Annotated in this window: 20 protein-coding genes and 1 riboswitch; of the genes, 17 read left to right on the top strand and 3 right to left on the bottom strand. The window is 62.2% G+C overall.

The window, feature by feature from the left end; all coding sequences use genetic code 11:
- Nucleotides 1-13 precede the first annotated feature (13 nt).
- The 13 genes from E8L22_RS02655 to E8L22_RS02595 all read left to right on the top strand — a co-directional run bounded on the left by E8L22_RS02655 (nt 14) and on the right by E8L22_RS02595 (nt 17325).
- Nucleotides 14-1531, top strand: coding sequence for a UDP-N-acetylmuramoyl-L-alanyl-D-glutamate--2,6-diaminopimelate ligase (locus E8L22_RS02655; protein WP_136523724.1), 1518 nt, complete (start codon nt 14-16; stop codon nt 1529-1531).
- 168 nt (nt 1532-1699) lie between these two features.
- Nucleotides 1700-3109 carry a UDP-N-acetylmuramoyl-tripeptide--D-alanyl-D-alanine ligase gene (locus E8L22_RS02650; RefSeq protein ID WP_136523723.1) on the top strand — a complete coding sequence of 470 codons (1410 nt, stop codon included), beginning with the start codon at nt 1700-1702 and terminating at the stop codon, nt 3107-3109.
- Complete coding sequence (gene mraY, locus E8L22_RS02645; protein ID WP_136523722.1) at nt 3109-4185, top strand: phospho-N-acetylmuramoyl-pentapeptide-transferase; 1077 nt, start codon at nt 3109-3111, stop codon at nt 4183-4185. The genes E8L22_RS02650 and mraY overlap by 1 nt, the downstream gene beginning before the upstream one ends.
- Nucleotides 4186-4318: 133 nt before the next feature.
- Nucleotides 4319-5683, top strand: a complete 1365-nt coding sequence (gene murD, locus E8L22_RS02640; protein WP_136523721.1) for a UDP-N-acetylmuramoyl-L-alanine--D-glutamate ligase — start codon at nt 4319-4321, stop codon at nt 5681-5683.
- A 20-nt stretch (nt 5684-5703) separates the two neighbouring features.
- Nucleotides 5704-6783 (top strand): putative lipid II flippase FtsW, encoded by a 1080-nt coding sequence (gene ftsW / locus E8L22_RS02635; RefSeq protein WP_198420133.1) that lies wholly within the window; start codon nt 5704-5706, stop codon nt 6781-6783.
- Nucleotides 6780-7859 (top strand): undecaprenyldiphospho-muramoylpentapeptide beta-N-acetylglucosaminyltransferase, encoded by a 1080-nt coding sequence (gene murG / locus E8L22_RS02630; protein WP_136523719.1) that lies wholly within the window; start codon nt 6780-6782, stop codon nt 7857-7859. The genes ftsW and murG overlap by 4 nt, the downstream gene beginning before the upstream one ends.
- Before the next feature lie 179 nt (nt 7860-8038).
- A complete protein-coding gene (murC, locus tag E8L22_RS02625) occupies nt 8039-9424 on the top strand; it encodes a UDP-N-acetylmuramate--L-alanine ligase (RefSeq protein WP_136523718.1) in 1386 nt (461 codons plus the stop codon).
- The gene (gene murB, locus E8L22_RS02620) at nt 9421-10326 is read left to right on the top strand and encodes a UDP-N-acetylmuramate dehydrogenase (RefSeq protein ID WP_136523717.1); all 906 of its coding nucleotides are present in this window, start codon (nt 9421-9423) and stop codon (nt 10324-10326) included. The genes murC and murB overlap by 4 nt, the downstream gene beginning before the upstream one ends.
- Nucleotides 10327-10350: 24 nt before the next feature.
- Complete coding sequence (locus E8L22_RS02615; protein ID WP_136523716.1) at nt 10351-11268, top strand: D-alanine--D-alanine ligase; 918 nt, start codon at nt 10351-10353, stop codon at nt 11266-11268.
- A gap of 116 nt (nt 11269-11384) precedes the next feature.
- A complete protein-coding gene (locus E8L22_RS02610; protein ID WP_136523715.1) occupies nt 11385-12209 on the top strand; it encodes a cell division protein FtsQ/DivIB in 825 nt (274 codons plus the stop codon).
- 15 nt (nt 12210-12224) lie between these two features.
- The gene (gene ftsA / locus E8L22_RS02605; protein WP_135868487.1) at nt 12225-13463 is read left to right on the top strand and encodes a cell division protein FtsA; all 1239 of its coding nucleotides are present in this window, start codon (nt 12225-12227) and stop codon (nt 13461-13463) included.
- Between the two features lie 110 nt (nt 13464-13573).
- Complete coding sequence (ftsZ, locus tag E8L22_RS02600) at nt 13574-14728, top strand: cell division protein FtsZ (protein ID WP_136523714.1); 1155 nt, start codon at nt 13574-13576, stop codon at nt 14726-14728.
- Between the two features lie 491 nt (nt 14729-15219).
- A complete protein-coding gene (locus tag E8L22_RS02595) occupies nt 15220-17325 on the top strand; it encodes a sensor histidine kinase (RefSeq protein ID WP_136523713.1) in 2106 nt (701 codons plus the stop codon).
- Here the strand turns inward: E8L22_RS02595 and E8L22_RS02590 are convergent.
- The 3 genes from E8L22_RS02590 to lexA all read right to left on the bottom strand — a co-directional run bounded on the left by E8L22_RS02590 (nt 17322) and on the right by lexA (nt 22404).
- Complete coding sequence (locus E8L22_RS02590) at nt 17322-20360, bottom strand: DNA polymerase III subunit alpha (protein WP_136523712.1); 3039 nt, start codon at nt 20358-20360, stop codon at nt 17322-17324. The genes E8L22_RS02595 and E8L22_RS02590 overlap by 4 nt on opposite strands.
- Nucleotides 20361-20467: 107 nt before the next feature.
- Nucleotides 20468-21718 carry a DNA polymerase Y family protein gene (locus E8L22_RS02585; protein ID WP_136523711.1) on the bottom strand — a complete coding sequence of 417 codons (1251 nt, stop codon included), beginning with the start codon at nt 21716-21718 and terminating at the stop codon, nt 20468-20470.
- On the bottom strand, nt 21694-22404 hold the full coding sequence (gene lexA / locus E8L22_RS02580; RefSeq protein ID WP_136523710.1) for a transcriptional repressor LexA: 711 nt from the start codon (nt 22402-22404) through the stop codon (nt 21694-21696). The genes E8L22_RS02585 and lexA overlap by 25 nt, the downstream gene beginning before the upstream one ends.
- Before the next feature lie 276 nt (nt 22405-22680).
- Nucleotides 22681-22757, top strand: a riboswitch (cyclic di-GMP riboswitch).
- 77 nt (nt 22758-22834) lie between these two features.
- Between lexA and E8L22_RS02575 the strand changes: the two genes are divergently transcribed.
- From E8L22_RS02575 to E8L22_RS02560, 4 genes are all read left to right on the top strand, one after another.
- Entirely contained in the window at nt 22835-23029 is a 195-nt protein-coding gene (locus tag E8L22_RS02575; protein WP_136523709.1) for a hypothetical protein, read from the top strand.
- A 37-nt stretch (nt 23030-23066) separates the two neighbouring features.
- Nucleotides 23067-24299 carry a DUF4388 domain-containing protein gene (locus E8L22_RS02570; RefSeq protein WP_136523708.1) on the top strand — a complete coding sequence of 411 codons (1233 nt, stop codon included), beginning with the start codon at nt 23067-23069 and terminating at the stop codon, nt 24297-24299.
- Between the two features lie 75 nt (nt 24300-24374).
- Nucleotides 24375-25181, top strand: coding sequence for a DUF2459 domain-containing protein (locus E8L22_RS02565; RefSeq protein WP_136523707.1), 807 nt, complete (start codon nt 24375-24377; stop codon nt 25179-25181).
- 181 nt (nt 25182-25362) lie between these two features.
- Nucleotides 25363-25563 (top strand): hypothetical protein, encoded by a 201-nt coding sequence (locus tag E8L22_RS02560; RefSeq protein WP_136523706.1) that lies wholly within the window; start codon nt 25363-25365, stop codon nt 25561-25563.
- Nucleotides 25564-25648: the final 85 nt, after the last annotated feature.

Genomic DNA, 25648 nt, shown 5'->3' with positions numbered 1-25648 from the left:
CCATGGGGGGAGCATGAAACTGAAAGAATTGCTGGCCTGTGTTCCGGGAGCCAAGGTGACCGGGGACGACGCCATGGAGATAACGTCGCTTTGCTACGACTCGCGACAGGTGGCGCCGGGCGCCGCCTTCTTCGCCCTGCGCGGGGTGAAGAGCGACGGGACGGAGTTCGTGGAAGCCGCTGTAAAAGGGGGGGCGGTCGCAATAATTGCGGACCGCCCCTGCGCCGTTGCCGGGGTCGTGTGCGTCGAGGTCCCGGATGCCCGCCGCGCCATGAGCCTCATGGCCGCGATTTTCTACGGTACCCCGACCGGGGGCATCCCGGTCGTCGGCATCACCGGCACCAACGGCAAGACCACCACTACCTACCTCGTGGAAGGGATCATGGCTGAGGCGGGGATCCCTGCGGCCGTCCTCGGCACCATCAGCTACCGCTTCGGCGCGACCGACATCCCGGCACCGAACACCACGCCGGAGTCGGTCGACCTGCAAAAGATCCTGCGCGACCTGGTGGACCAGGGGGCGAAGGGGGCGGTGATGGAGGTCTCTTCCCATTCGCTGGAGCAGCACCGCGCCGACGGCTGCATCTTCGACGTCGCCATCTTCACCAACCTGACCCGCGACCACCTGGACTACCACCTCGACATGGAGTCCTACTACAAAAGCAAGCTGCGCCTCTTCACAGACCTCCTCGCCCCGAGCGCGCACAAGCCGCTCAGGCGCGCCGTGGTGAACCTGGACGACCCCTATGGTCCCAGGATCGCCGCCGAGGCGACCGCGCCGGTCCTTACCTACTCGGTGAACGGCCCGGCCGACCTCTCCGTTGCCGAGGTGGATTTTTCGGTGCACGGCATCCGCTGTCGCCTCCAGTCGCCGGTGGGAGAGATCAACATCGAGTCCGACCTCCTGGGGCGCTTCAACCTGTACAACATCCTGGGCGCGGTCGGGGCGGGTCTTGCCCTTGGCATCCCGAAAGAAGCGATCGAGGCGGGAATTCGCGCACACAAGAAGGTGCCTGGGCGCCTCGAGCGGGTCCCCAACGATCAGGGGATCATCGTGCTCGTCGATTACGCCCACACCGGCGACGCCCTGGAGAACGTCCTTTCCACCATCTCGGAACTGAAGACGGACCGGATCATCACCATCTTCGGATGCGGCGGCGACCGCGACAAGGGGAAGCGCCCGGTGATGGGGGAGATCGCGGCACGCTATAGCGACTTGGCCGTAGTCACCTCGGACAACCCGCGCACCGAGGACCCGGCGGCCATCCTCGTCGACGTGAGGGCCGGGATCACGCCTTTGCACCTTAAGGAGTACAGCCTCGAGGAGTTGGAGGGGGGCTTCCGCGAGAAGGGGTTTGCCACCATCGAATCCAGGCGCACCGCGGTGCGCGCCGCGATCCTCGCGGCAAACCCCGGCGACATCGTTCTTCTGGCCGGCAAGGGGCACGAGGATTACCAGATCGTCGGGACGGAAAAGTTCCACTTCGACGACCGGGAGGAGGCCGCAGCTGCACTGCGGCTCAGGAAGTAGCAGGAGCAAAAAAAGGTTCCCTTTTCCCTTATTTTGCGGCACATTAGTCGTTTTCCCGCGCCAGGGAAAGCAGTTCGCGGTGCAGGAAGCGTAAGCTCTGAGGACCATTGGAAAAGGGGCGAATCAAGGGCGCATGACGCCCGGCAGCAAAAGGAAACCAGGATCCGGATGTCGATATTCACGCTGTATGAAATAGCCGAGGCAACCGGCGGCAGGCTGATCGGGGAGGGGGGCATGGACGTCTCCTCCGTCTCCACTGACTCGCGCAAGGTCGCTCCCGGGGAACTGTTCGTGCCGCTCGTAGGAGAGCGCTTCGACGGTCATGACTTCATAAATCCCGCCGCCGCCCGCGGCGTCACCGCTTTCCTCGCCTCCGAGGCGTGGCTTGCCGCCCACCCGCTTCCCGCCGGTTGCAGCGCGGTTGCCGTCAAGGACACCCTGCGCGCCCTGGGCGACATGGCAGCCTTTCACCGGCGCCGCTTTGATCTCAAGGTGGTCGCGGTTACCGGCAGTAACGGCAAGACGACCACCAAGGAGATGCTCGCCCGCATCCTCGCCCAGACCGGCCCTGGCCTTAGGACCGAGGGGAACCTGAACAACCTGATCGGCCTTCCGCTCACCCTGTTCCGCTTGACCGGCCGTGAACGCTGGGCCGTGGTCGAGATCGGCATGAGCGAGTTCGGCGAGATCGACCGCCTGGCCGAGATCGCCGACCCGCAGGTGGGGATCATCACCAACGCCTTCCCCGCGCACCTGGAGACCCTGGGGAGCGTCGAGGGGGTGGCGAAGGCCAAGGGTGAGCTTTTCCAGCGTTTGAAGCCCGGTAGCGTCGCGGTGTACAACGTCGACGATCCCCTCGTCTCTGCCTGCCCGACCCATCTCAACGTCACCCGGCTCACCTTCGGCCTCAGGGGGGCGGAGGTCTCCTCCGCCGAGATCAAGAGCCTCGGGAAGTTTGGGGAAAGCTTCACCCTGAGGCTCCCCGACGCGGAGCTGCCGGTGACCCTGAAGGCCTTCGGTCGCCACAACATCTACAACGCGCTTGCCGCGGCCGCTGCGGCGCACGCGCTCGGCGTCCCGGGCGAGGTGATCTGCCGGGGGCTCGAGGAGTTCACCCCCTACGACAAGCGTTTCCAGCTCGAGGATGTGGCCGGCGTCACCTTGATCGACGACAGCTACAACGCGAACCCCGCCTCCATGGCGGCGGCACTCACCACTCTGCATGAGCTGGCTGCGGGGGGACGGTGCGCCGCAGTGCTGGGCGACATGCTGGAACTTGGGCTCGGCACCGAGGCGGCGCATCGCGAGTTGGGCGCCAAGGCCGCGGCGGCAGTGGAGCGCCTTTATCTGCTGGGCGAGCTTGCCGCCGAGATCAAGAAGGGTGCCCTCGAGGCCGGTCTCCCGGCCGAGCGCATCGTGCATGCGCAAAGCCACGAGGAAATTGCCGGGGAGCTTCTCAGCTGGCTCGAGCCCGGCGACTGCGTCCTTTTCAAGGGGAGCCGCGGTATGAAGATGGAAAAGGTGGCGGCAGCGGTAAAACAGGCGCTGGCACCCACGACGCAAGGGGGGCATGACTGATGCTTTACCATCTGCTGTATCCGCTCGCCACGGACTACAAGCTTTTCAACGTTTTTAAATACCTGACCTTCCGCACCATCTACGCCATGATCACCGCGCTGGTGCTTTCCTTCATCGTGGGGCCTTGGGTGGTCAGAAAACTCGAAGGGCTGCAGGCGCGCCAGGTGATCCGCACCGACGGTCCCGAGTCGCACCTGAAGAAGCAGGGGACCCCCACCATGGGCGGGGTGTTGATCCTCGTCTGTATCGTCGTCCCGACGCTGTTGTGGGCCGACCTCACCAACATCTTCATCTGGCTCACCCTGCTGATCCTGGGCGGCTACGGCGTGCTCGGCTTCGTCGACGACTACAAGAAGGTCGTCGAGAAAAACCCGAAAGGGCTGTCGCCGCGCCAGAAGATGTTCTGGCAGGTGATCCTCGCAGGCGGCGTCGGCATCTTCCTCTACTACCTCCCCGGGTTCTCCACCGAAGTCTACTTCCCGTTCTTCAAGAGGCTTCACCCGGAACTGGGCATCCTGTACATCCCTTTCGTCACCCTGGTCATCGTCGGTGCGAGTAATGCGGTGAACCTGACCGACGGACTCGACGGCCTTGCCATCGGTCCAGTCGCAATCAACGCGGCCACCTATCTCCTCTTCTGCTACATCGCGGGTAACGCGCGGCTTTCCGGCTACCTGCAGATCCCGTACGTGCCGGGGGCAGGGGAACTCGCCGTTCTTTGCGGCGCAATGGTAGGCGCGGGGCTTGGCTTCCTTTGGTACAACGCCTATCCCGCCGAGGTCTTCATGGGGGATGTGGGCTCGCTCTCCCTGGGCGGCGCGCTCGGCACCCTGGCCGTCCTCACGAAGCAGGAGATCCTCCTCGTCATCGTCGGGGGGGTCTTCGTGGTAGAGGCGCTGTCGGTCATCTTCCAGGTGGGGTCGTACAAGTACCGCGGCAAGAGGATCTTCCGGATGGCCCCGATACACCACCACTTCGAGCTGAAGGGGGTCGCCGAGCCGAAGATCATCGTCAGGTTCTGGATCATCACCATCATCCTCGCGCTGGTCGCCATCTCGACCCTGAAGATGCGCTAGCCGCGACCGCGTTCTTCGAAGAGTTCTGAGGAACGTAGAAAAATAACAACGAAGGAATGCACCGGCCCTCGCGTTCCCCCCTTTGCGAAGGGGGGACAGGGGGGATTTGGTTTCCGGAGATAAAGAAGGACATATGGATTTAAAGGACAAGAAAATACTGGTGGTAGGTCTCGCGAAGACCGGTGTCGCCGTGACCCGTTTCCTGGCCGAGGCCGGGGCGCAGGTGACCATCACCGACATGCGCGACGACGAGGCCTTGAAAGACGTCCTCGCCGAGCTCGCCGACCTCGATCTTTGCCTGGAGCTCGGGCGTCACATCCCCTACAGCTTCCTGATGGCCGACCTGGTTGTCGTCTCCCCCGGCGTCCCGATGGACATCAAGCCGCTCGAGATGGCACGTGCCCAGAGGCGCCGCGTGGTCTCCGAGGTGGAGCTCGCCTCCTGGTTCATCAAGGCCCCGATGGTCGCCATCACCGGGACCAACGGCAAGACCACCACGACCACGCTGACCGGCGAGATCTTCAAGGGGTGCGGCTTCGACACCTTCGTCGGTGGGAACATCGGCAACCCGCTCATCGAACTTGCCATGAGCGGCGCCGAAGTGGATCGCGTCGTGGTCGAACTCTCCTCCTTCCAACTCGAGGGGATCGAGAGCTTCCGCCCGCACGTCGCCGTCCTTTTGAACCTGACCGAAGACCACCTGGACCGCTATCACAGCTTCCAGGAGTACATCGACGCGAAGCTGCGCATCTTCGAGAACCAGGGCGCCGACGACTATGCCGTCCTGAACATGGACGACCCGCTGGTCGCGGCATGCGCCGGGAAACTGAAGGCGAAACTCTTCCCGATGAGCCGCTTCCACGAACTCGAGGAAGGGATCAGCTACCGCGACGGCTTCATCACCTTCGCCCACAACGGCAAGGTGCTCCGCTTCGGCACCGAAGGGTTCCGCCTGAAGGGTGTGCACAACCTCGACAACATCATGGCGGCCATGGCCTCAACGCTCCTCATGCGCTGCGACGGCGACTGCGCCTACCAGACCGTGAAGAACTTCAAGGGGCTGCCGCACCGCATGGAGTTCGTCGAGGAAGTGAACGGCGTCGCCTACTACGAGGACAGCAAGGGAACCAACGTCGGGAGCGTCGTGAAGTCGCTTGAGAGCTTCGACTCCGGCATCACCCTGATCGCCGGCGGCAAGGACAAGGGAGGCTCCTACGAGCCGCTCGCGAAGCTCGTCTCGGAGCGGGTCAGCCACCTGGTGCTGATCGGCGAGGCGAAGGAGCGTATGAAGGAAGCGCTCGGCCACCTGACCGACACCCGCTTCGCCGATACCCTGGAGGAGGCGGTGGACATGGCGCACAGGCTGACCGAGCCCGGCGGCGTGGTGCTCTTCTCGCCCGCCTGTTCCAGTTTCGACATGTTCAAGAATTACGAGGAGCGCGCCGAACGCTTCAAAGCGGCGGTACGCGCGGCTAAAAAGGAGGAGTCCGGGGCGTGAAGAAGCTGGAGGGGTACGACATGATCGTGCTTATGATGGCGGTGATCCTCACCTGTTTCGGTGTGGTCATGGTCTACTCCGCGTCTTCCGTTATGGCGGCCAAGAGGTTTCACGACGGCTTCTTCTTCCTGAAAAGGCAGTCCCTCTACGCGCTGATCGGCTTCATCGGCATGGGGCTCGCCATGCACGTCGACTACCACGTCTGGAAGAAGTACGCCGTGCCGCTCTTTCTCGGCACCTTCGTGCTTCTCCTTCTGGTGTTCGTGCCGGGGATCGGCGGCACCGCCAAGGGTGCGTCGCGCTGGATCCGGCTTCCGGGTTTCAACTTCCAGCCCTCGGAGCTCGCCAAGGTGGCGCTCATCATGTACATGGCGTACTCGCTGGAGAAGCGCCAGGACAAGCTGAAGCAGTTCGCTGCCGGTTTTCTTCCCTACATGCTGATCCTGGGGATGTTCATCGTGGTACTGCTCGCGCAGCACGACATGGGTGCCGCGCTCACCATGTTCGCGGTCGCCATCATGATGCTCTTCGCCGCGGGAACCAAGGTGCAGTACATCCTCGGGATGGGGCTCGTAGCACTTCCCGGCGTCTGCTACCTCGTCTTCACCAAGGCGTACCGGATGCGGCGCATCACCGCCTTTCTCGACCCCTGGCAGGACCCGACCGACGCCGGCTTCCAGATCATCCAGAGCTGGCTCGCCCTCGGCACCGGCGGCTTCTTCGGGCAGGGGCTCGGCGAAGGAAAACAAAAACTCTTCTACCTTCCCGAGGCGCACACCGACTTCATCCTTTCCGTGCTCGGCGAGGAGATGGGGTTCATCGGCGTGATCGTGATCGCGTCGATGTTCCTTTTGCTGGTGCAAAGAAGCATTCGGGTAGCCATCGCCGCCGAAGACAGCTTCGGGCGTTTTCTCGCCTTCGGCATCTCGGTGCTTTTGGGACTTGAGGCGTTCATCAACATGGCAGTCGTTACCGGCCTTCTCCCGACCAAGGGGATTGCGCTGCCGTTTTTAAGTTACGGCGGCAGTTCGCTGATCATCACGCTCTGCGCGGTCGGCGTTCTCCTTAACGTTTCCACCAGGACAAGGGGGACGGTATGAGGCTGATCATTGCAGGAGGCGGCACCGGGGGGCATCTCTTCCCGGGGATAGCGGTGGCAGAGGAATTCCTCTCCCGCAGTCCGGAGAACGAGGTCCTCTTCGTCGGGACCGAGCGCGGCATCGAGGCGCGCCTTCTGCCGAAGCTAGGCTACAAACTGGAGCTCATCTCCGCAAGCGGCATGAAGGGGATGGGGACCGTCAAGAAGCTCATGAGCGCCGGGCGCCTGCTCTACGGCTACTCGCAGTCCAGAAAGATCCTGAAGGAGTTCCGCCCCGATCTGGTGCTGGGGGTGGGAGGTTACGCGTCGGCCCCGATCCTTCTCGCCGCTAAGGGGATGGGGATCAGGCGTTTCATCCACGAGCAAAACGCGTTTCCGGGGCTCACCAACAAGGTTCTGAGTCGCGTAGTGGACGGCATCTTCATCTCCATGGAGGAGGCGGCCGGGTTCTTCCCGAAGGGGATCACCCAGATGACCGGCAACCCGATCCGCAAGGAGATCCTCTGGGGCTTTCAGGAGCAGCGGGAGCGCGAGGCCGGCAACGTGTTCAGCATCCTCGTTTTCGGCGGCAGCGCGGGAGCGCAGCGGATCAACAGCGCCATGCTGGAGGCGCTTCCCTTCCTCGAGTCGGTGAAGCACAAGCTGCGCATCACGCACCAGACCGGAGACAAGGACGTCGCGCGGGTGCGCGAGGGGTACCAGGGCCAGGGCGTCCAGGCGCAGGTACTCTCCTTCATCGACAACATGTCCGCGGCCTACGGTGCCGCCGACCTGGTCATCTGCCGGGCCGGGGCCACCACCATCGCCGAGGTGACCGCCTGCGGCAAGGGGTGCGTTTTCATCCCATACCCGTACGCAGCCGATGACCACCAGAGGAAGAACGCCGAGTCGCTGGTGCACAAAGGCGCCGGGCGCATGATCGTCGAAGAGGACCTTTCCGGCGAGCGGCTCGCCGCCGAGATAAGCGATCTCATGGAGCACCCGGAAAAGGTGGCCGAGCTGGAGAAGAACGCCCGCTCCCTGGCACAGTTAGACGCCGCCCAGGCGATCGTCGCGGCCATGACGGGGAGAGGCTAGAACCCGTTCAGCGTTCTGCGTTCAACGTTCGAGACTGGATGTCCCTCCGGCAAAGGATGTCGAAGCGGCATCACTTTAAATGACCAGGTTAAGATCAGGCCGTCAGCAGGCGGCCGAACGAAGCAAATGAATAAGGCGAACGTTGAACGCTGAACGTTGAACGGCCTTAAGGAGTTTCTGTGTACGGAAAGATAGAGAGGATACATTTCGTCGGCATCGGCGGCATCGGCATGAGCGGCATCGCCGAGGTGCTCTTGAACCTGGGTTACAAGGTCTCCGGCTCCGACCTGAGAAGCTCGGACACGACGCAGCGCCTTGAGAGCCTTGGCGGCGAGATCTTCATCGGCCATGCGGCCGAGAACGTGGCCCAGGCGGACGTCGTGGTCATCTCGAGCGCGGTGCACGAGGACAACCCCGAGGTAATCGAGGCGCACCTCAAACTGATCCCGGTCATCCCCCGCGCGGAGATGCTCGCGGAGCTGATGCGCATGAAGTACGGCATCGCAGTGGCCGGCACCCACGGCAAGACCACCACCACCTCGATGGTGGCGACGCTCCTCTCCAAGGGGGGGATCGACCCGACCATGGTGATCGGCGGCAGGCTCAACTCGCTCGGTAGCAACGCGCGCCTCGGGCAGGGACAGTTCCTGGTCGCCGAGGCGGACGAGTCCGACGGCTCCTTCCTGCTCCTCTCCCCGACCATCGCCGTCGTCACCAACATCGACGCCGATCACCTCGACTTCTACAGCGGCATCGAGGAGATCAAGGACACCTTCGTCGAGTTCATCAACAAGATCCCCTTCTACGGGCTCGCGGTCCTCTGCCTCGATAACGGCAACATCGCCGACGTCCTGCCGCGCGTGAAGAAACGCTTCACGAGCTACGGCCTGTCGGCCCAGGCCGATTTCCGCGCCACCGACGTCCGCCTCTCCGGGTTCTCCACGAGCTTCGTGGCACACCACAAGGGGGTGAGGCTCGGGGAGATCACCTATTCGATGCCCGGCGCGCACAACGTGCTGAACGCGCTCGCATCCATCGCGGTCGCCATGGAACTGGACATCCCGTTCGAGACCATTCAGGAAGGGTTCAAGGCCTTCGGTGGGGTCGGGCGCCGCTTCTCGCTCAAGGGCGAGGTGAACTCAATCAAGGTGGTCGACGACTACGGCCATCACCCGACCGAGATCCGAGCTACGCTCGCCGCGGCCAAGGCAGGCTTTGCGGAGAACCGTCTGGTGGTCGTATTCCAGCCGCACCGCTACTCGCGCACGAAGGAGCTCTTCGAGGACTTCGTCAAGGCGTTCCACGATGCCGACGTCCTGATCCTCACCGACATCTACGCTGCCGGCGAGGCCCCGATAGAGGGGGTGACCGCCGAGGCGCTTGCAGCGCGCGTGAGGCGTCACGGCCAGAAGGACGTCACCTGGATCTCGGATCGCGACAAGCTCTGTACGCACTTGGAAGGCGTCCTCGCACCGGGCGACATTCTGCTCACCTTGGGCGCCGGCAACGTCTGGCAGATAGGTGAGGCGATGCTGGAGCGTCTGAAGGCAACGGGGGACAAGTGACCTGGTCGCGCGCCGATCTGGAGCGGGTGGCGGAAAGGGTCCGAGGCGGCGCCCTGTGGGACGAGCCGATGTCCCGCCACAGCTCGCTCAGGGTGGGCGGACCGGCCGACCTCTTCCTAGAGCCCGCCGATCAGGATGATCTGAAAACGGCAGTGGAGGCGCTCCAGGGACTTGGGATCCCTTCCATGGTGGTTGGCGGCGGTTACAACCTGCTCGTGCGCGACGGGGGCATAAGGGGGTGTGTCATCTCCCTGAAACGCCTCGACACCATGACCCAGATGCCCGGAGCCCGACTCGATGCGGGTGCCGGCGTCACCAACCAGGCCCTTACCCGCTTCGCTGCGGAGAACTGCCTGGGAGGAATCGAGTTTCTTTGCGGCATCCCCGGGAGTTTCGGCGGTGCGCTCACCATGAACGCCGGTGCACACGGCAGCGAGACCTTCCTGCGGGTCGAGTACCTGACCACGATGCGCGGCGGCGAGGTCCTGGTGAGAAAAGGGAGCGAGGTGAGGTACGGCTACCGCTTCCTGAAGCTGGAGCCGGGTGAGATCGTCCTCGGGGCGAGGCTCAGGCTGGAGCCGGAAGAGCGCCGCCTGATCGAGGCCCGCATGCAGGAGTACAACGCGAAGCGCGGCGGACAGCGCGTCGGCTTTCCCAACGCGGGCTCCTTCTTCAAGAACCCTCCCGGCGAAAGCGCCTGGCGTCTCATCGATCAGGCGGGGCTGCGCGGCAAGACGGTAGGGGGAGCACAGGTCTCCGAAGTACACACGAACTTCCTGGTGAACCGCGGCGACGCCCGGGCCGCCGACTTTCTCACTCTGGCCGCTTTCATAAAGCACCGGGTCAAGGAGGAGAGCGGCGTCGAGCTCGAGGAAGAAGTGAGGATCGTCGGCGAAGGGTAGTGAACAGGAAAAAGGAATCAGAGCATGACCATAGATGAGCTGAAAACCAAAAAGATCGCCGTGCTGCTGGGGGGGCTTTCCGCCGAGCGCGAGGTGTCCCTCAACAGCGGCAAGGCCGTTCTCGCCTCCCTGCAGCGCCAGGGTTATGACGCCGTCGGCATCGACGTCGGGCGCGACCTCGCCCAGCGCCTCGCCGAGGAGAAGGTGGAGCGGGCCTTCATCGCCCTGCATGGCCGCTTCGGAGAGGACGGCTCGGTCCAGGGGCTCCTCGAACTGATGGGCGTTCCCTACACCGGCTCCGGCGTGCTCGCCTCGGCGCTGGCCATCGACAAGGTCGCGGCCAAGGTGATGTTCGCAGCGGCGGGGCTCAAGCTTGCTCCGTACCAAGTACTGCGCCGCGGCGAGGAGCTGAAGCTCGAGAACCCGCTTCCGGTCGTGGTGAAGCCCTCCAAGGAAGGGTCGTCGGTCGGCGTCAGCATCGTGAAAGAGCCAGGGCAGATGGAGAAGGCGCTGGAAGAGGCCTTCCGCTACGACTCCGAGATCCTGATCGAAGCGTTCATAAGCGGCAAGGAAGTCCAGGTCGGCATCCTGGACGGCCGTGCCATGGGCGCCATCGAGATCGTTCCGAAAAACGAGTTCTACGACTACGAGGCTAAATACACCGACGGCGGCGCCGAGCACATCCTCCCCGCACGCCTGCCGGAGAACGTGTACCAGGCGGTTCTGAAGGAAGGAGAGAAGGCGCACGCCGCTCTCGGGTGCGACTGCTACAGCCGCGTTGACTTCCTGGTCAACGAGCAGGGCGAGTGCTATCTCCTCGAGGTCAACACCCTGCCGGGGATGACCGACCTGAGCCTTTTGCCGGAGATCGCACGCGGCTCCGGGATCGATTTCGACCAATTGGTGACGCGCATCCTGCTCGCCGCGTCGCTCAAGATTTAGAAGGAAAGTGCTGCCTTTACCCCCCTTTGCGAAGGGGGGCGAGGGGGGATTTAAACCAGTCAGTCAAACCGTTGCTATGCAGTGCATTGAAATTAAATTCGAACGGTAATTGTGCCATGCGCGATCTTCATACCAAAAAACAGCGGATACCCAACAACAGGGTCAAGAAACCGCCCAAACAGCGCAAGCCGATCAACTGGACTCCCATCCTCAAATGGCTCTCCAGGGGGATCGGCGCTTCGGCCGTCTGCGCGGTCGTTGGCTTCGGTGGCTGGAAGGCCTATGGGGTGGTATCCCGCACCACGCTCCTGCGTCTCGAAACGATCGAGGTCTCACCGCTTAAGAGGGTGAGCCGGGACGAGCTCATCACCTTGGCCGGGATCCGCCCAGGCGACTCGATGCTCGGGCTCGACCTCAAGACGGTCATGGCCCGCCTCGGGAAGAACCCCTGGCTGGAGCAGATCCAGGTGCGCCGCTACTTCCCGCACACCCTCTCGATCACCGTTGCCGAGAGAACACCGGTCGCGGTGGCGAACGTCGGCTGCCTCTATTACCTGGACGACAAGGGCGTTCTCTTCAAATCGCTGACGGAGGGTGACCGGCTCGACTACCCGCTCATAACCGGGATTACCGAGGAAGAACTGGCTCAGGACCCGAAGGGGACCCAGGAGGCGCTCAAAAGCGCGCTGCAGCTCATCGGGACGCTCAAATCCGGCAGCGTCTTCAGCCTCGCCGACATCTCGGAGATCCATTACAGCAGGGGGTACGGATTCACCCTCTTCACCATGCAGGGGGGGATCCCTGTGAAACTCGGCAATGGCGAGTTCGGTGACAAGCTGGCGCGCCTGTCCCGCATCTACGGCGACCTGAAAACGCAGATGCAGGCTTTGGATTACATAGACCTCGATTACATAGACAAAATCATAGTTAAAAAAGTGTAGGAAAAGGGGGGGAGCATGTCTGCAACAAGAAGGGATAACCTGATCGTAGGCCTCGACATAGGCACAACCAAGATCTGCGCCATCGTCGGGAACGTCACCGAAGACGGCATCGACATCGTCGGCATCGGTACCAGTCCTTCCAAGGGGCTGAGAAAAGGCGTCGTGATCAACATCGAGAGCACCGTCTCCGCCATCAAGAAGGCGATCGAAGAGGCGGAGCTCATGGCGGGTTGCGAGATCAAGTCGGTCTACGCCGGTATCGCAGGCGGGCACATCAAGGGGTTCAACTCCCAGGGTGTCATCGCCATCAAGAACCGCGAGGTCTCTCCCGAGGACGTGAAGCGCGTGATCGAGGCCGCCAAGGCGATCGCCATCCCGATGGACCGCGAAGTGATCCACATCCTCCCCCAGGAATTCATCATCGACGACCAGGATGGCATCCGCGAACCGCTCGGAATGAGCGGCGTCAGGCTCGAGGCGAAGGTGCATATCGTAACCGGCGCCGTGGCGAGCGCGCAGAACATCGTCAAGTCCTGTAACCGCGCAGGTCTTGAGGTTGCCGACATCGTCCTCGAACAGCTCTCCTCCTCCGAGGCGGTCCTTTCCGCGGACGAGAAGGAGCTCGGCGTAGCTCTCGTCGACATCGGCGGCGGCACCACCGACATCGCCATCTTCGTGGACGGCGCCATCAAGCACACCTCGGTGCTCTCCCTTGGCGGCAACCACCTGACCAACGACATCGCGGTAGGTCTCAGGACCCCGATGGCCGAGGCCGAGCGCATCAAGCAGAAGTACGGCTGCTGCCTCTCCTCCATGGTCGGCAAGGACGAGACCATCGAGGTGCCGAGTGTGGGCGGCAGAAAACCGCGCATCCTCTCCCGGCAGCTTCTGTGCGAGATCCTCGAACCCCGCGTCGAGGAGATCTTCACCCTGGTGAACCGCGAGATCGTTAAGAGCGGCCTTGAGGACATGATCGCCTCGGGCGTCGTCATCACCGGCGGCTCCACCATCCTCGAGGGGATGCCGGAGTTGGCCGAGCAGATCTTCAACCTCCCGGTGCGCCGCGGCCTGCCGCAGCGGATCGGCGGTCTCACAGATGTCGTCAATTCGCCCGTTTACGCGACCGGTGTAGGCCTTGTCGTCTACGGTTCCAAGAACGTCGGGGTACACGAGTTCCCGACCCAGCAAAGCGACGAGACCGTGTTCCGCAGGGTGAGCCGCAGGATGAAGGACTGGTTCGGAGAATTCTTCTAAAAAAGCACTATATGTAGTGCTTTTGGGCTTCCATTCTCTACATAAACGTAGTATAAAACGGCCTAATATTTTAACGCCGCCGGGGGGCGCGCTACTAAGGGGGGTAGTTCATGTTTCAATTCGATGAAAGCATCGACCAGAGTGCGAAGATAAAGGTGATAGGCGTTGGTGGTTCCGGCGGGAACGCAGTCAACACCATGATGGCAGTGGGCGTCACCGGGGTCGACTTCATCGTTGCCAATACCGATGCCCAGGCGCTCAGGATGTCCAAGGCGCCGGTTAAGATACAGATCGGCACCCAGCTCACCAAGGGGCTCGGGGCCGGGGCGAACCCGAACGTCGGCCGTGAGGCCGCCCTCGAGGATAAGGATAAGGTGACCGAGGCCCTCAAAGGCGCGGACATGATCTTCGTCGCCGCGGGCATGGGCGGCGGCACCGGCACCGGTGCAGCCCCGATCATCGCTGAGATCGCCCGCGAGCAGGGCGCGCTCACCGTGGGCGTCGTGACCAAGCCGTTCACCCGCGAAGGTCGTCAGCGTCTCGCCAAGGGCGAGGACGGCATCAAAGAACTGAAGAAACATGTCGACTCCCTGATCGTAATCCCCAACGACAGGCTCCTCGGCCTTGCCGGCAAGTCCATGTCCATCCTCGACGCGTTCAAGCCTTCCGACGATGTGCTGCGTCAGGCGGTGCAGGGCATCTCCGACCTGATCACCCAGTCCGGTCTGATCAACGTCGACTTCGCCGACGTGAAGTCGATCATGAGCGAGCGCGGCATGGCCATGATGGGCATCGGCCTCGGCAACGGCGAGAACCGCGCCGTCGACGCAGCCCTCAAGGCGATCTCCAGCCCCCTGCTTGAAGACATCGACATCTCTGGCGCTAAAGGCGTCCTGGTCAACATCTCCGGCTCCTCCGCCATGACCATGGACGAGTTCGACGCGGCCAGCAAGGTGATCCACGAGAAAGTGCACGAGGATGCCAACATCATCGTCGGTCTTGTCATCGACGAGACCCTGGGCGAGACCATTAAGGTCACCGCGATCGCCACCGGTTTCGGCGACCGTTTCGACCTCGACAAGGGGCGCCACGAGATGAAGAACGTGAGCTCGCTCGTGAAGCCGCAGCCCGAGATCAACCGTGAGATCCCGACCTTCATCCGCGAGAAGCATCAGCGCGAGACCGTCAGGCAGCAGCGCTCCTTCATGATGGACGACGAGGACCAGTACGACATCCCGACCTTCCTCAGGAAGTCCGTAGACTAGCTTCAGACGCAGCCAAGGCAACGAGGCCCGGCCCCCGAAAGGGAGCCGGGCCTTTTTCGTCCGGCAAATCCGCTCGGAGGGAATTGCAGCTCCCCGCGCGCTGCACAAGCCCAAGCGTTCCCCCCTTTGCGAAGGGGGGCAGGGGGGATTTGCCTTGGTCTGACCATACCAGCACCTGCTGACAACGATTGCGCACTTCTCGTCCAGGTAGAATGCAAGTTCTGGAACCTGTTCAACCAACGGGAGCTGAGGAACAAAAGTAAATCCCCTCCGTCCCCCCTTCGCAAAGGGGGAAGCGCGTGGGCACCTGCTACGCTTCGTGGACCCATTTTTCCGACCACCGCGGAATTCACAGATGAACGTTCGCGCGGTCTTTTATCCCCGCCTGCCCACTTTATCCTTAAGGATTCCCTGTCTTATCCGATGAAGCGAGAATGGCATATCCCCGATGCGTGGTGCAGGACCCGTCCGACCAGGAGTATTTGCAGTCAATGAGCGAACAGCCCCTCTACAACAGCAAGATCATCAGCATCTTCGTGACGCTGCTGAAGAAGAAATATCCCGGCGTCGACGTGCGCGACATCCTGTGCTACGCGGGCATCACAGCATACGAACTGAGTGATGAAGGTCACTGGCTCACCCAGACTCAGGTGGACCGTTTCCATGCCAGGATGACGCAACTGGTCGGTACCGACATCGCCAGGGAAGGTGGCCGCTTTGCGACCTCCAAGGAGGCACTCAGCGCGAGCGCCAAGTACACCCTCGGGCTCATCGGTCCCGGCAACACGCTCCTCGCCGCAGGGAAATGCGCGAGTCACTTCACCCGTTCCTCCCGGTTCGTCGGACGCAAGATCGCGGAAAACAAGGCGGAGATCACGGTCACCCCGTACGAGGGGGTGCAAGAGAAGCCGTACCAGTGCGAAAACCGCATCGGTTTCTTCGAGGCGATCGTCACCATGTTCGACTACGACATTCCCCAGGTCGAGCATCCGGAATGTATCTTCAATGGTGGGAGCTGCTGCCGTTACGTGGTGACCTGGAAGAAGACGAGATTCGCGACCATACGCCGCGCGAGGAACATCATGATTCCGCTCGGCCTCGCGGTTTACGCGCTGCTGCAGCATCGCTTCGGGATCGGGCACCTGCCCGAGGTGCTGGCGGGGATCGCCATCTCCGCCCTCGCCGCCTCTTACGTCGCGGAGCGGCTCGAGAAGCAGGAAATCCTGGTCACCCTGGCGAACGTGAAGGAATCGACCGAGCGGACCATCGACCAGATCGGGATGAACTACAACAACGCCCGGATGGTCAACGAGGTAGGTCAGGCCTTGAGCCGGCAGACCCGCACCGACGAGGTGCTGCGCAACGTCATCGGGGTAATCGAAAAGCGGCTTTGCTATGACCGCGGCGTCATCATGCTTGCCGACGACCGCAAGTCGCGTCTTAGGTTCAGCACCGGGTTCGGCTATAGCGACAAGCAACTCGAGGCGCTGCTCAACAAGTCATTCGATCTCACCTCTCCCGGCTCACAAGGGGTCTTCGTGACTGCCTTCCGGGACAAGGAAAGCAAGTTCGTCGGGGACTTCTCCGAACTGGAGCACCTACATTCCGAGCAGAGCGTGGCCTTGTCCCGGGAGATGGAGGCGGAATCCTTCATCTGCTGTCCCATCGTCTGCGAAGGGGAGTCGCTGGGAATCATCGCCGTGGACAACAACACGTCGAAGCGCCCGCTCACGCACAGCGACCTGAGCCTTCTGACCGGCATTGCCCCGGTCATCGGCATGAGCCTGCGCAACGCCATCTATCTGGAGCGCGAGCAACGCATGGCGGAGCAGATCCGGCAGTCGCAGAAGATGGAATCGGTCGGGGTGCTGGCCGGCGGTATCGCCCACGACTTCAACAACCTGCTTACCGGCATGATGGGGTTTGTCGCCCTAGCGCAGATGAAACTGGCTGAGGACAATGACGTCCAGCCCTTCCTGGAACAGGTGATGAGCGCCGCAGAGAAGGCCGCCTCGCTCACCCAGGGGCTCCTCGCCTTCAGCCGCAAACAGGTCAACCATCCCGAGCCGGTCAACCTGAACCAGGTGGTGGAAAACGTGCGCAAGCTGCTAATCCGCCTGGTCACCAACAAGATCCGCCTCAATTTCGAGCTCTGCGACGCGACGCTGGCAGTGGTCGCCGACTCGAGCCAGATCGACCAGTTGTTCACCAATCTCGCCAACAACGCCCGCGATGCCATGCCCGAAGGGGGAACCCTCACCATCAGCACCGGTTCCATGGAGATCACCGAGGAATGGGTGTACGAGCACGGCTTCGGCGTCATCGGGTCGTACGCCGTGATAACGGTGACCGATACCGGGGTCGGCATGGACGAGGTGACGAAATCCCACGTGCTCGAGCCCTTCTTCACCACCAAGGAGGTGGGGAAGGGGAGCGGGCTCGGGCTTGCCATCGTGTACGGCATCGTGAAGCAGCACGACGGCTATCTGGTCGTCGACAGCAAGCCGGGCGAAGGGACCACCTTCACGATCCTGCTGCCGCTCATAGGGGGCATTCCCGCGGGGATCGACGTCGCCGACCAGCCCGCAGCGCTCTAGCCGTTTTCCCCCAGGAAGCCAACCCACTTCACCCTTAGCGTCGCCACCCCGAACTCCTCCTCCACAACTCCCTTCAGGAGATAAGGGCGCCGCTGCGAAAGTTTGCGGCAAAAACGGGCGTAGACGTCGGGGAAGAAGGTCGCGTCAAAGATGGCGGTGACGTCCTCGAAGGAGACGAACTCCATGGGACGCCCGTGCTTGTCCTCCACCATCTTCGTCGTGATCCACCACCCCACCATGGTCACCCATTTTCCCGAATGCTTGATGAGTTCCGCCGCCCTGATGGGACGGTGCCGCTGCCACTGCGCCTTATAGAGGGAAAGGGGGTGCCGGGAGGCGAGAAAGCCGAGCGCCTCCACCTCCTGCCGCAGCACCGTCTCCGCATCGTAGGGAGGAGCCTTCGGGAGCGCCGTCTTATGTTCGAAGAGAAGCGCCGCGTCCTGCTGTTGGAAATGGAGCAGCTCCCAGAGAAGGGCAGGCCGCCTTTCCACCCCTTCCAGCGCATCGAAGCATCCCGCCTTCACGAGCCGCTCGGCATCGGCGCGCTGCACGCCGCTTCGGCGCAGGAAATCGGCGAAGGAGGCGTAGCACCCCCCATCCCGCCGCTCCTTGAAGAGCCGTTTTGCCCCTTCCCGGGTGAGCCCGTCGATCTGCATTAGGCCGATGCGTAGCGTCTTTTCCTTGCCCAGGTAGTGGTACTCGCTCTCGTTGATGTCCGGCGGCAGGATGGCGAGCCCCAGGCGGCGCCCTTCCGAGATGTAGGCGAAGGGGGAGTAGTATCCCCCCTGGTTGGAGATCACCGCCGCCATGAACTGGGCCGGATGGTTCGCCTTCATGTAGGCGGCCTTGGCGCTCAAAAGGGCGTAGCTCGCCGAATGCGGCTTGCAGAACGAGTAGCCGGCGAAGGAGAGGATCTGCTCCCAGATCGCCGCGAGGACCGGGGCGGAGACGCCCCGCTCCGTTCCGCCTGCGACGAATTTCGCACGGAAGTCGGCGAGCCTCTTCTCCTTGTGCTTTTTCGTGATCACCTTGCGCAACTGGTCACCTTCGCTGGCGGAAAAACCGGCGAGCTCCATGGCGATCTGGGTGATCTGCTCCTGGTAGATGGCGATGCCGAGCGTCTCCCCGAGGACCCCCTCAAGAAGCGGGTGCAGATGCTCCCACTTTTTCCCCTGCATGCGCGACACGTACTCCTGGATGAAGCTGTTCGCCGCGGGCCTTATGATGGACGACGCCTGCACCAGCACCTCGAAGAGGTCGGCGTCGAAGGTCTCCGGCGGCGCCGTGGAACTCCATATCTTGCGCAGCAGAAGGCGCACCGAGGGGGATTCGAGGTAGAAACAGCCGATGGTGAGGCCGCGCCGCATGAGGCTCCGGGTGCGCTCGTCCTCGAGCGGACGCCAGCTCGCGTAGTCAATCTCGACTCCAGTCTGTTCCTTCACCGCCGCCATCGCGTCGCGGATCACGGCGAGCGAGCGGTTCCCGAGTATGTCGATTTTGACGAGCCCCGCATCCTCGGCTTGGTCCTTCTCCCACTGGATGACCGGCAGCCCCTTGTGTGAGATCTCCACCGGGACGTACCGGCGTATCTCGTCCGGGACGATGACGAGCCCGCCGCAGTGCAGTGAGAGATGGCGCAACTGCCCGTTCAGCCTCCTTGCCGTCGCCACGATCTCCAGCCAGTCCGGAGATAGGCTCTCCCCCTGGAAGAGCGGGTGCTCCGACATGGCCGCCGCCGTCTGTTCCGGCCGCCAGAAGCCGGAGACGCGCTCGGTCATCTCCTTGATCTCGCAGTCCGGCAGGCCGTAGACCTTCGCCACCTCGCGCAGCGCCGATCTCCCCTTGAAACCCACCTGGTTCGCCACCATCGCCGCGCGCCGCGCCCCGTAACGGGCGAAGGCGAAATCGAGGATCGCATCGCGCTCGTCCCACGGGAAGTCGACGTCGATGTCCGGGGGATCGCTGCGCCCCTCGTTCAGGAAGCGTTCGAAGAAGAGGTTGTGCCGGATCGGGTCGACGTGGGTGATGCCGAGGCAGTAAGCGACGAGAGAAGCCGCCGCGCTGCCGCGTCCGCAGGTGCGCTGGGACTGTTTGGTGATCTCCTCGACGACGAGGAAGTAGTGCGCAAACCCCTTGTCCCGGATGATGGCGAGCTCCTTTCCGAGCCGGGCCTCTACCTTTTCGTCTATCACGCCGTAGCGCCAGACGGCACCGGTGCGGGCGCGGGACTTCAGGGTCGCGAAGGCGTCGTCGTTATTGAGTTCCCGGAAGGCGGGGAAGATGGTCGTCGAGAAATCCCACTCCCTGCGGCACATGGCGGCGATGCGGGCCGAGTTTTCCAGCGCGTGCGGGCAGTGCGGGAAGAAGTCTGCCATCTGCGTCGCGCCGTATAGCGCGTCCGATGCGGAGCCGGTCAGGTCCGGCGTGAGTCTTGAGAGTTTCGTGTTGAGGTGGATGGCCCGTAGTACGCGGTGCAGATGGAAGTCGCACAGATCCGCCCCGCCCCGCGCAGGGGACTGCACTTCGAGGTGTGGGGCGCGTACAAGCGCCCGTGCCGTAGCCACCGGCGGCAGACCGAGATCACGCGACAGCGCGAGCGCCCGGTGCATGTCGTGCCCCGGCGACAGCTCCACGAAGAGCCGGTCCGCGGAAGCCGCTTTCAGTTTAGAGAGAAGGCGAGCGTCGTCGCTCAGGATGACGACCCCGCGTCGGTAACGGGTGAGCGCCCCGCAGAGGTCGAAGCCCTTTTCGCAGTGGAGGTCGGAGAGAAGCCGTGAGATGTTGGCGTAACCCTCTTGGTCCGAGGCAAGCAGCAACGCGCGGTTTTGCTCCGTCACCGCCTCCGTTCCGATGATCGGGGCGATCCCCGCCTCCCGTGCCGCGTCCAGGAAGCGCGGCACGCCGTAGAGACCGTTTCTGTCGGTGATGGCGAGAGTATCGAAGCCAAGGCGCGCCGCCTCGGCGCAAATCGCCTCCGGAGCGAGCACTCCCCAACCGGGGGATAGGGAACTATGTACGTGGAGATGGACGAACATCTGAGACCATGAAAGTGACAGTGATGGAGGGGGAAAAGGGGATACCAGAAGTCCCAGCCTTCACAGTTATCCCATGAGTCCCGTTTATCCCAGTCAACGGAAAGAGTTTAATTCCTGGTAACAGTCATATATCTGTTCTGCTCCGGGTCCCAAAGCGGGGGCGCCTCGCTGGCGACGGTGACTTCCCGGCGCGCCGCGAGCCCCTTGCCCCAGCGCACCGCGTTCTTGCCGTGCTTTTCCCGCAATAAGTCCAGCGTCTCCTGCAGGTCGTTCTCCCTTCTCGATACCTCGGCAGCCGCAGGCGCGAAGAGATCCATCTGCCCCGCCTCCCCGGCCACCTGGTCGCAGGAGAGACGCAGCCCCTTCACCCTTTGCCGTCTCTTGCATGTGGAGAAGAAAAGCTCCTCCGCCGCAGCCATAAGCGCCAAGTCGAGAGCGGTGGCCGACGGAAGGAGCTTCTTACCTTGCTGCGTCACCCCGTCTGCGTACATCACCGAAAGCATGATCTTGCGCGCCCCCTTGTTGAGCTGCCTTAGCCTCAGCCCGCAACCCTCCACGAGCCGCAATAGTTCCGAGAGCAGGACCGCGTCGTCGTTCTCCTCCTGATCGAGAAGCCCCTCCTCGACGATCTCCGTTGAAAGCCGCGGCGGTTGAACCGGAGAGCGGTCGATGCCGCAGGCCCGGTCGTGCAACAACGGAGCGAATGCTCCCACGGCCAACCGCAACTGCGGTACCGACAGCGCCGCCACATGCTCGACCCGCTGCAGGTTCAGGTCCTGGAAAAGAAGCGTCTGCCGCGATTCCCCGACGCCTGGAAGCACCGACACAGGGAAGGGGGCGAGGAAGCTTTTTTCGGCGCCGTGGAAGACGTCATAGACGCCGGGCTCCTGCATGACATCCGCGGCCACCCGCGAAACCATCTTGTTCCCGCCCGCACCGGCCATCGCCTCTAGGCCGAGCCCTGCGGAAATCGACTTCTCAAGGCGCGCCGCCACGTCGCGTGCCGGTCCGAAAAGCCGACGCGAGGCGGTGACGTCGAGGAAAACGCGTCCGGCACCCGGTTCCACGATCGGGGTGAATTCAGCCGAAAGCTCCGTGAGAGCATGGCTCCCTTTCGCCATCAGGTACGGATCGGGGGCGATGACGATGAGCGAGGGACAGGACCTGCGTGCATGGTATATCGGCGTCCCCACGTGCACCCCTTCCGCCGCCGCCTCGGCAGAGATGCACTGTAAAAGCGCCCGCTCCGAGTTTAGCGGAGCCACCGCCACCGGTCGGCCGCGCAGGTGTGCGTGCACCACCCGCGCGAGCGCGATGGGGAAGGCCGGAACCGTTATGTGGAGGATTTCCCGGTCCACTTGCGATAAAACCTCATCGAGCCCACCAGGATGCCCCTGATGTGAAACTCGTCCTCCTCCGTCACCGTGATCGGGCTCATCGCCGCATTCGCCGGCAGGAGCTGGATAATGTTTCCCTTGCGCTGATACTTCTTGATGGTGATCGAGCCGTTCACCTCGGCGATCACCGTCTGCCCGTTTTCGGCGACCGACTGGGGGTGCACCGCCACGTAATCGCCGTCCATGATCCCCATCTCCACCATGGAATCCCCGCGCACCTCGTAGACCACGTTCCCCGGTCCCGCCATGGCGGAGGGGACCTCGATGGCGTCGGCGAGTTCGAAAGCGTGCACCGGCTTACCCGCCGCCACGATCCCCACCAGCGGCAGTTCCAGGAACGTTACATTCCCTCCCTGCGCAAAAGACCCTGCGGGAACAGCCCCTTCCTGTGCGAGGGGGGGTGTCATAAGCGTTCCCCCTTTTGCGAAGGGGGAGCCTGGGGGATTTGCCGTCAACTGCAGCCCCCTTTTCGCATTCGACTGTCGTGCAAGGAGTCCGTGCCGCTCCAGGATGCGGAGGTAATGCTGCACCGTCCCAAGCGACTCAAAGCCGCACCCCTGCGCGATCTCCATCTGTGAGGGCTGGAAGCCGTGCTCCTCGACGAAGCCCAGAATGAAATCAAGAACCCTCTTCTGTTTAGGCGTCATTTCCACCTCCACCGCATCCTTCTTTCCTGCCCGATCAGGAAAGCGAGAATACTCGTAAGTTTTTCGTAAGTCAATAGGGGTGAGCGTGGGGAGCGTGACGCGCAGCAGCGCGACGACTGTGGGGAGAGGGGGAACTGCGGGAATTGTTGCATCAGGATGGTGAAAAGGTAAAGAACAGCCTTTGGACTTCTTGATACAAGGTTCTCATCGTTTACTCTTGACGAAGCAGGCTGCTTGGGCTATCGTGCGCCGCAAGCCAACACAATTAAAGCCGGATAACGACAATACTAAACCATCCGCGAGGATGGGACGGAAAGCCTACAGGGTCTCATCGAGACAGCCGGGTCGCCGAAATATCTCAAGATATTCCGGCCCCGGCTTTTTTTATGTCTCACGCTCGAGAACGATACAACCATCTATGAGGTGTCCTATGACGAAATTGAGCAAAGTTATGGTCGCAGCGCTTGTATTGGGCAGCATGATCGCCGGCGTTACCGGCTGCAAAAAAGAGGGGCCGGCGGAGCGCGCGGGGAAGGAGATCGACAAGTCCGTAGAAAAAGCCGGCAAGGAAATTGACAAAGCAGGAGCCAAACTGAACAACGTGATCAACGAAATTAAAAAATGATCCCCTATGTGAGTCTGGGGCATGAAAGGCTACAACCATGAGTCTTGTTGGCAACATCGACGATCTGGGACTCGGCGAGATCATGCAGATCGTCAGCTTGAGCCGAAAGTCCGGCGTGCTGTCACTGAAAAGCCTGGGGCGCGAGGCCAGCATCATTTTCCAGAATGGCTACGTCACCAGGGCGAGTTCAACCGTGTTTCGACAGAACATGGGCGAGCTGCTGATCCGCAGGGGCGTCATCGACCGAAGCACCCTCAACCTCGCTCTGAGCGCACAGGCGGATGAAGGGTACCGGCGGCTTCTCGGCACCATCATGGTCGAGCGCTTCGGGGTGAGCGCCGACGCGATCGAGAACGTGGTGCGCGACCAGATCGAGAAGGTGGTCTACTCCCTCTTCGCCTGGACCAAGGGAACTTTCGAGTTCGAGATGCAGGAGGTGACGGAAGGAGTCGCCGTAAAGCTGGATCCGGGGCAGTTTCTGCTGTTGCAGGGGCTCAATCCGCAGTTTCTTGCCATGGAGGGTTCGCGGATCCTCGACGAAAAAAGACACCGCGGCGAACTGGTCGAAGAGCGGGAGGACCTCGCCGCGCCAAAGGGTTATGGCAATCCTCCCATAGAGTCCTCAGCTATCCCGGCAACACCAGAACCGCCGTCTCTGACCTTGGAAGAAGGAGCACCTCCACCGGAGATAGTTGAGATAACCGCCTGGCTCGTGATGGCGGTCGGTGCGGCAGCTCTTCTCTATGGAGGCACCGGGCTCATGAACTATTACGGTAAGGACTGGCAGGCGGTAATGTCGGAGCCGTATCTGGTCCCGGTGTCCAAACTGTCCGTGTTCTTCGATCTGGGCTTCATACCGTGGACCGTCACCATCGCCGGCATCCATCTGCTCTGGGCCGCCTACCAGTTCTGGAAGCTCAAGAAGGGAGGCTTGCGTCGGTTGGTTGAAGGGGCCTGGTCCGGTATCACGGTCGCGGTAATCTACGAAGTCGTTGAGTTCCTCCAGTGGGTGAACCTCGCCTCCAGTCACGCAGCCCTTTCCTATTACGCCGTCGGCGTCGTCGGTCTCATCTTCGGGACCGCCTTGTTGTCTGCCCCCTTCGCCGGGCTTCTGCTCTGCCTCCGGAGCGAGTGGATGTTGCGCGAGCTGAGAAAGGTTTACCCGATACCTGTAGCTGTAACCAATCGGAGGGAAAGGCAGAACAGGAACTTCTTTAGGATGATCACTGAACTGCGACATGGTGTCTTCAAGAAAGCGGGGACGCGGTGATGGTAGTACGTCTGCTTTGACGGATGGGGGTGACTTGGTAAGATCTCCGGGGCACGGGAGCTCTTGGAGGTCCACATGGAAAAGCGAGGGGGCATGCAAGCGGTGCTTGCCAGGCTTCGCGGGGAGATAGGGCGAAAATGGCTGCTCATGCTGCTTGTTCTGCTTGTGTCGGCGTTAGCCGGATGCGCCGCAGGCAAGAAATGGAACTACCTGCCGGCGACGAGAGGCGAGGAACGCTCGATATACGTGATAGCACACGGATGGCACGCGGGGATCGCGCTGTCAAACGAGGACCTGGGGAGCGAGCTTGGGTTCGTGAGGGAATATCTTCGCCCGGGGCGCTACTACGAGTTCGGCTGGGGGGAGGCGGACTTCTACCAGGCCGACAAAGTGACCCCCACCATCTTCTTGAAGGCGGTGTTCTGGAGAAATCCTAGCGTCATGCACGTATTCTCCATGCCCGCCGCCCCGCCTGAGCAGTACCGAGGAGGCGACGTGGTCGAACTCAAGCTTTCGGAAGCCGGGTTGAAACACTTGAAGGATAAGTTGCGGACCAGTTTCCAATTCGACGCGGGACAACGCCCCTACCCCCTGAAGGCGGGACCGCACGGCGAAGACAGGTTTTTCAAGGCCGAAGGGTATTACCTCATCACCAATACCTGCAACACCTGGACGGCCAAGGTGCTGGAAAGCGGGGGGGTACCGATGGACACCGTTTTCACCCTGCGTTCGGCGAGCGTGATGAGGCAGGTAAAAAAAGCCAGGGAGGAGTATCGGAGGTTGCGCCCCTTCGGCCCAGCAGAGCCGCCATCCGCGAGCAGTACTCGCATAGACCGAAGATCAGAGCCCTTTCAGGCGATGGTTTCTCCAGCTCATTTATGAACAATCCACATCTCTTCAGTGACACGCAGATTTTATGTCACCCCTCACCGCAGCTCATAGCGCAAATTTAATTTACACTTAATCACATTTGCCATATATTTGGGTGCCTTTTAACGGGGTACCCCATGCCGGGAACTGCGTATCCGCTCGGGGAAAAAGGCTCGAGTGGTCCGTTCGGGCGATGGTTGGACTGCGAGCGAACCGTTACGATGCGGACTACCACTACAACCTGGCCGAGGCCTATGCGATGAAAGGTTGGACGGACAAGGCGAAGGAGGAGAAGGGTATCGCGGAGAAATTGGAAGCGGGCGGTGCCAGGTTGGTTGCACAGACAGGATATCCCCGCGGCAAGTCGAGCCCCTCGCGCGCGGTTACTAGATAAAATAGCCCCCTTAATCTTCGGCTACACTTCAAGTCTTTAGTGAAGACTTGGCCACTGGCAAATCCTCTGGTGCTGTAGGCACAAC

The organism is Geomonas ferrireducens (assembly GCF_004917065.1).
Taxonomy (GTDB): Bacteria; Desulfobacterota; Desulfuromonadia; order Geobacterales; family Geobacteraceae; genus Geomonas; species Geomonas ferrireducens.
The sequence above is the reverse complement of the archived record's forward strand: the minus strand, read 5'-3'. Positions and strand labels throughout refer to the sequence as shown.

Coding starts and splice junctions, on each gene's coding strand:
- E8L22_RS02655 (WP_136523724.1), top strand. CDS start 14: ATGAAACTGAAAGAATTGCTGGCCTGTGTTCCGGGAGCCAAGGTGACC.
- E8L22_RS02650 (WP_136523723.1), top strand. CDS start 1,700: ATGTCGATATTCACGCTGTATGAAATAGCCGAGGCAACCGGCGGCAGG.
- mraY (WP_136523722.1), top strand. CDS start 3,109: ATGCTTTACCATCTGCTGTATCCGCTCGCCACGGACTACAAGCTTTTC.
- murD (WP_136523721.1), top strand. CDS start 4,319: ATGGATTTAAAGGACAAGAAAATACTGGTGGTAGGTCTCGCGAAGACC.
- ftsW (WP_198420133.1), top strand. CDS start 5,704: ATGATCGTGCTTATGATGGCGGTGATCCTCACCTGTTTCGGTGTGGTC.
- murG (WP_136523719.1), top strand. CDS start 6,780: ATGAGGCTGATCATTGCAGGAGGCGGCACCGGGGGGCATCTCTTCCCG.
- E8L22_RS02615 (WP_136523716.1), top strand. CDS start 10,351: ATGACCATAGATGAGCTGAAAACCAAAAAGATCGCCGTGCTGCTGGGG.
- E8L22_RS02610 (WP_136523715.1), top strand. CDS start 11,385: ATGCGCGATCTTCATACCAAAAAACAGCGGATACCCAACAACAGGGTC.
- ftsA (WP_135868487.1), top strand. CDS start 12,225: ATGTCTGCAACAAGAAGGGATAACCTGATCGTAGGCCTCGACATAGGC.
- ftsZ (WP_136523714.1), top strand. CDS start 13,574: ATGTTTCAATTCGATGAAAGCATCGACCAGAGTGCGAAGATAAAGGTG.
- E8L22_RS02595 (WP_136523713.1), top strand. CDS start 15,220: ATGAGCGAACAGCCCCTCTACAACAGCAAGATCATCAGCATCTTCGTG.
- E8L22_RS02590 (WP_136523712.1), bottom strand. CDS start 20,360: ATGTTCGTCCATCTCCACGTACATAGTTCCCTATCCCCCGGTTGGGGA.
- lexA (WP_136523710.1), bottom strand. CDS start 22,404: ATGACGCCTAAACAGAAGAGGGTTCTTGATTTCATTCTGGGCTTCGTC.
- E8L22_RS02575 (WP_136523709.1), top strand. CDS start 22,835: ATGACGAAATTGAGCAAAGTTATGGTCGCAGCGCTTGTATTGGGCAGC.
- E8L22_RS02570 (WP_136523708.1), top strand. CDS start 23,067: ATGAGTCTTGTTGGCAACATCGACGATCTGGGACTCGGCGAGATCATG.
- E8L22_RS02565 (WP_136523707.1), top strand. CDS start 24,375: ATGGAAAAGCGAGGGGGCATGCAAGCGGTGCTTGCCAGGCTTCGCGGG.
- E8L22_RS02560 (WP_136523706.1), top strand. CDS start 25,363: ATGGTTGGACTGCGAGCGAACCGTTACGATGCGGACTACCACTACAAC.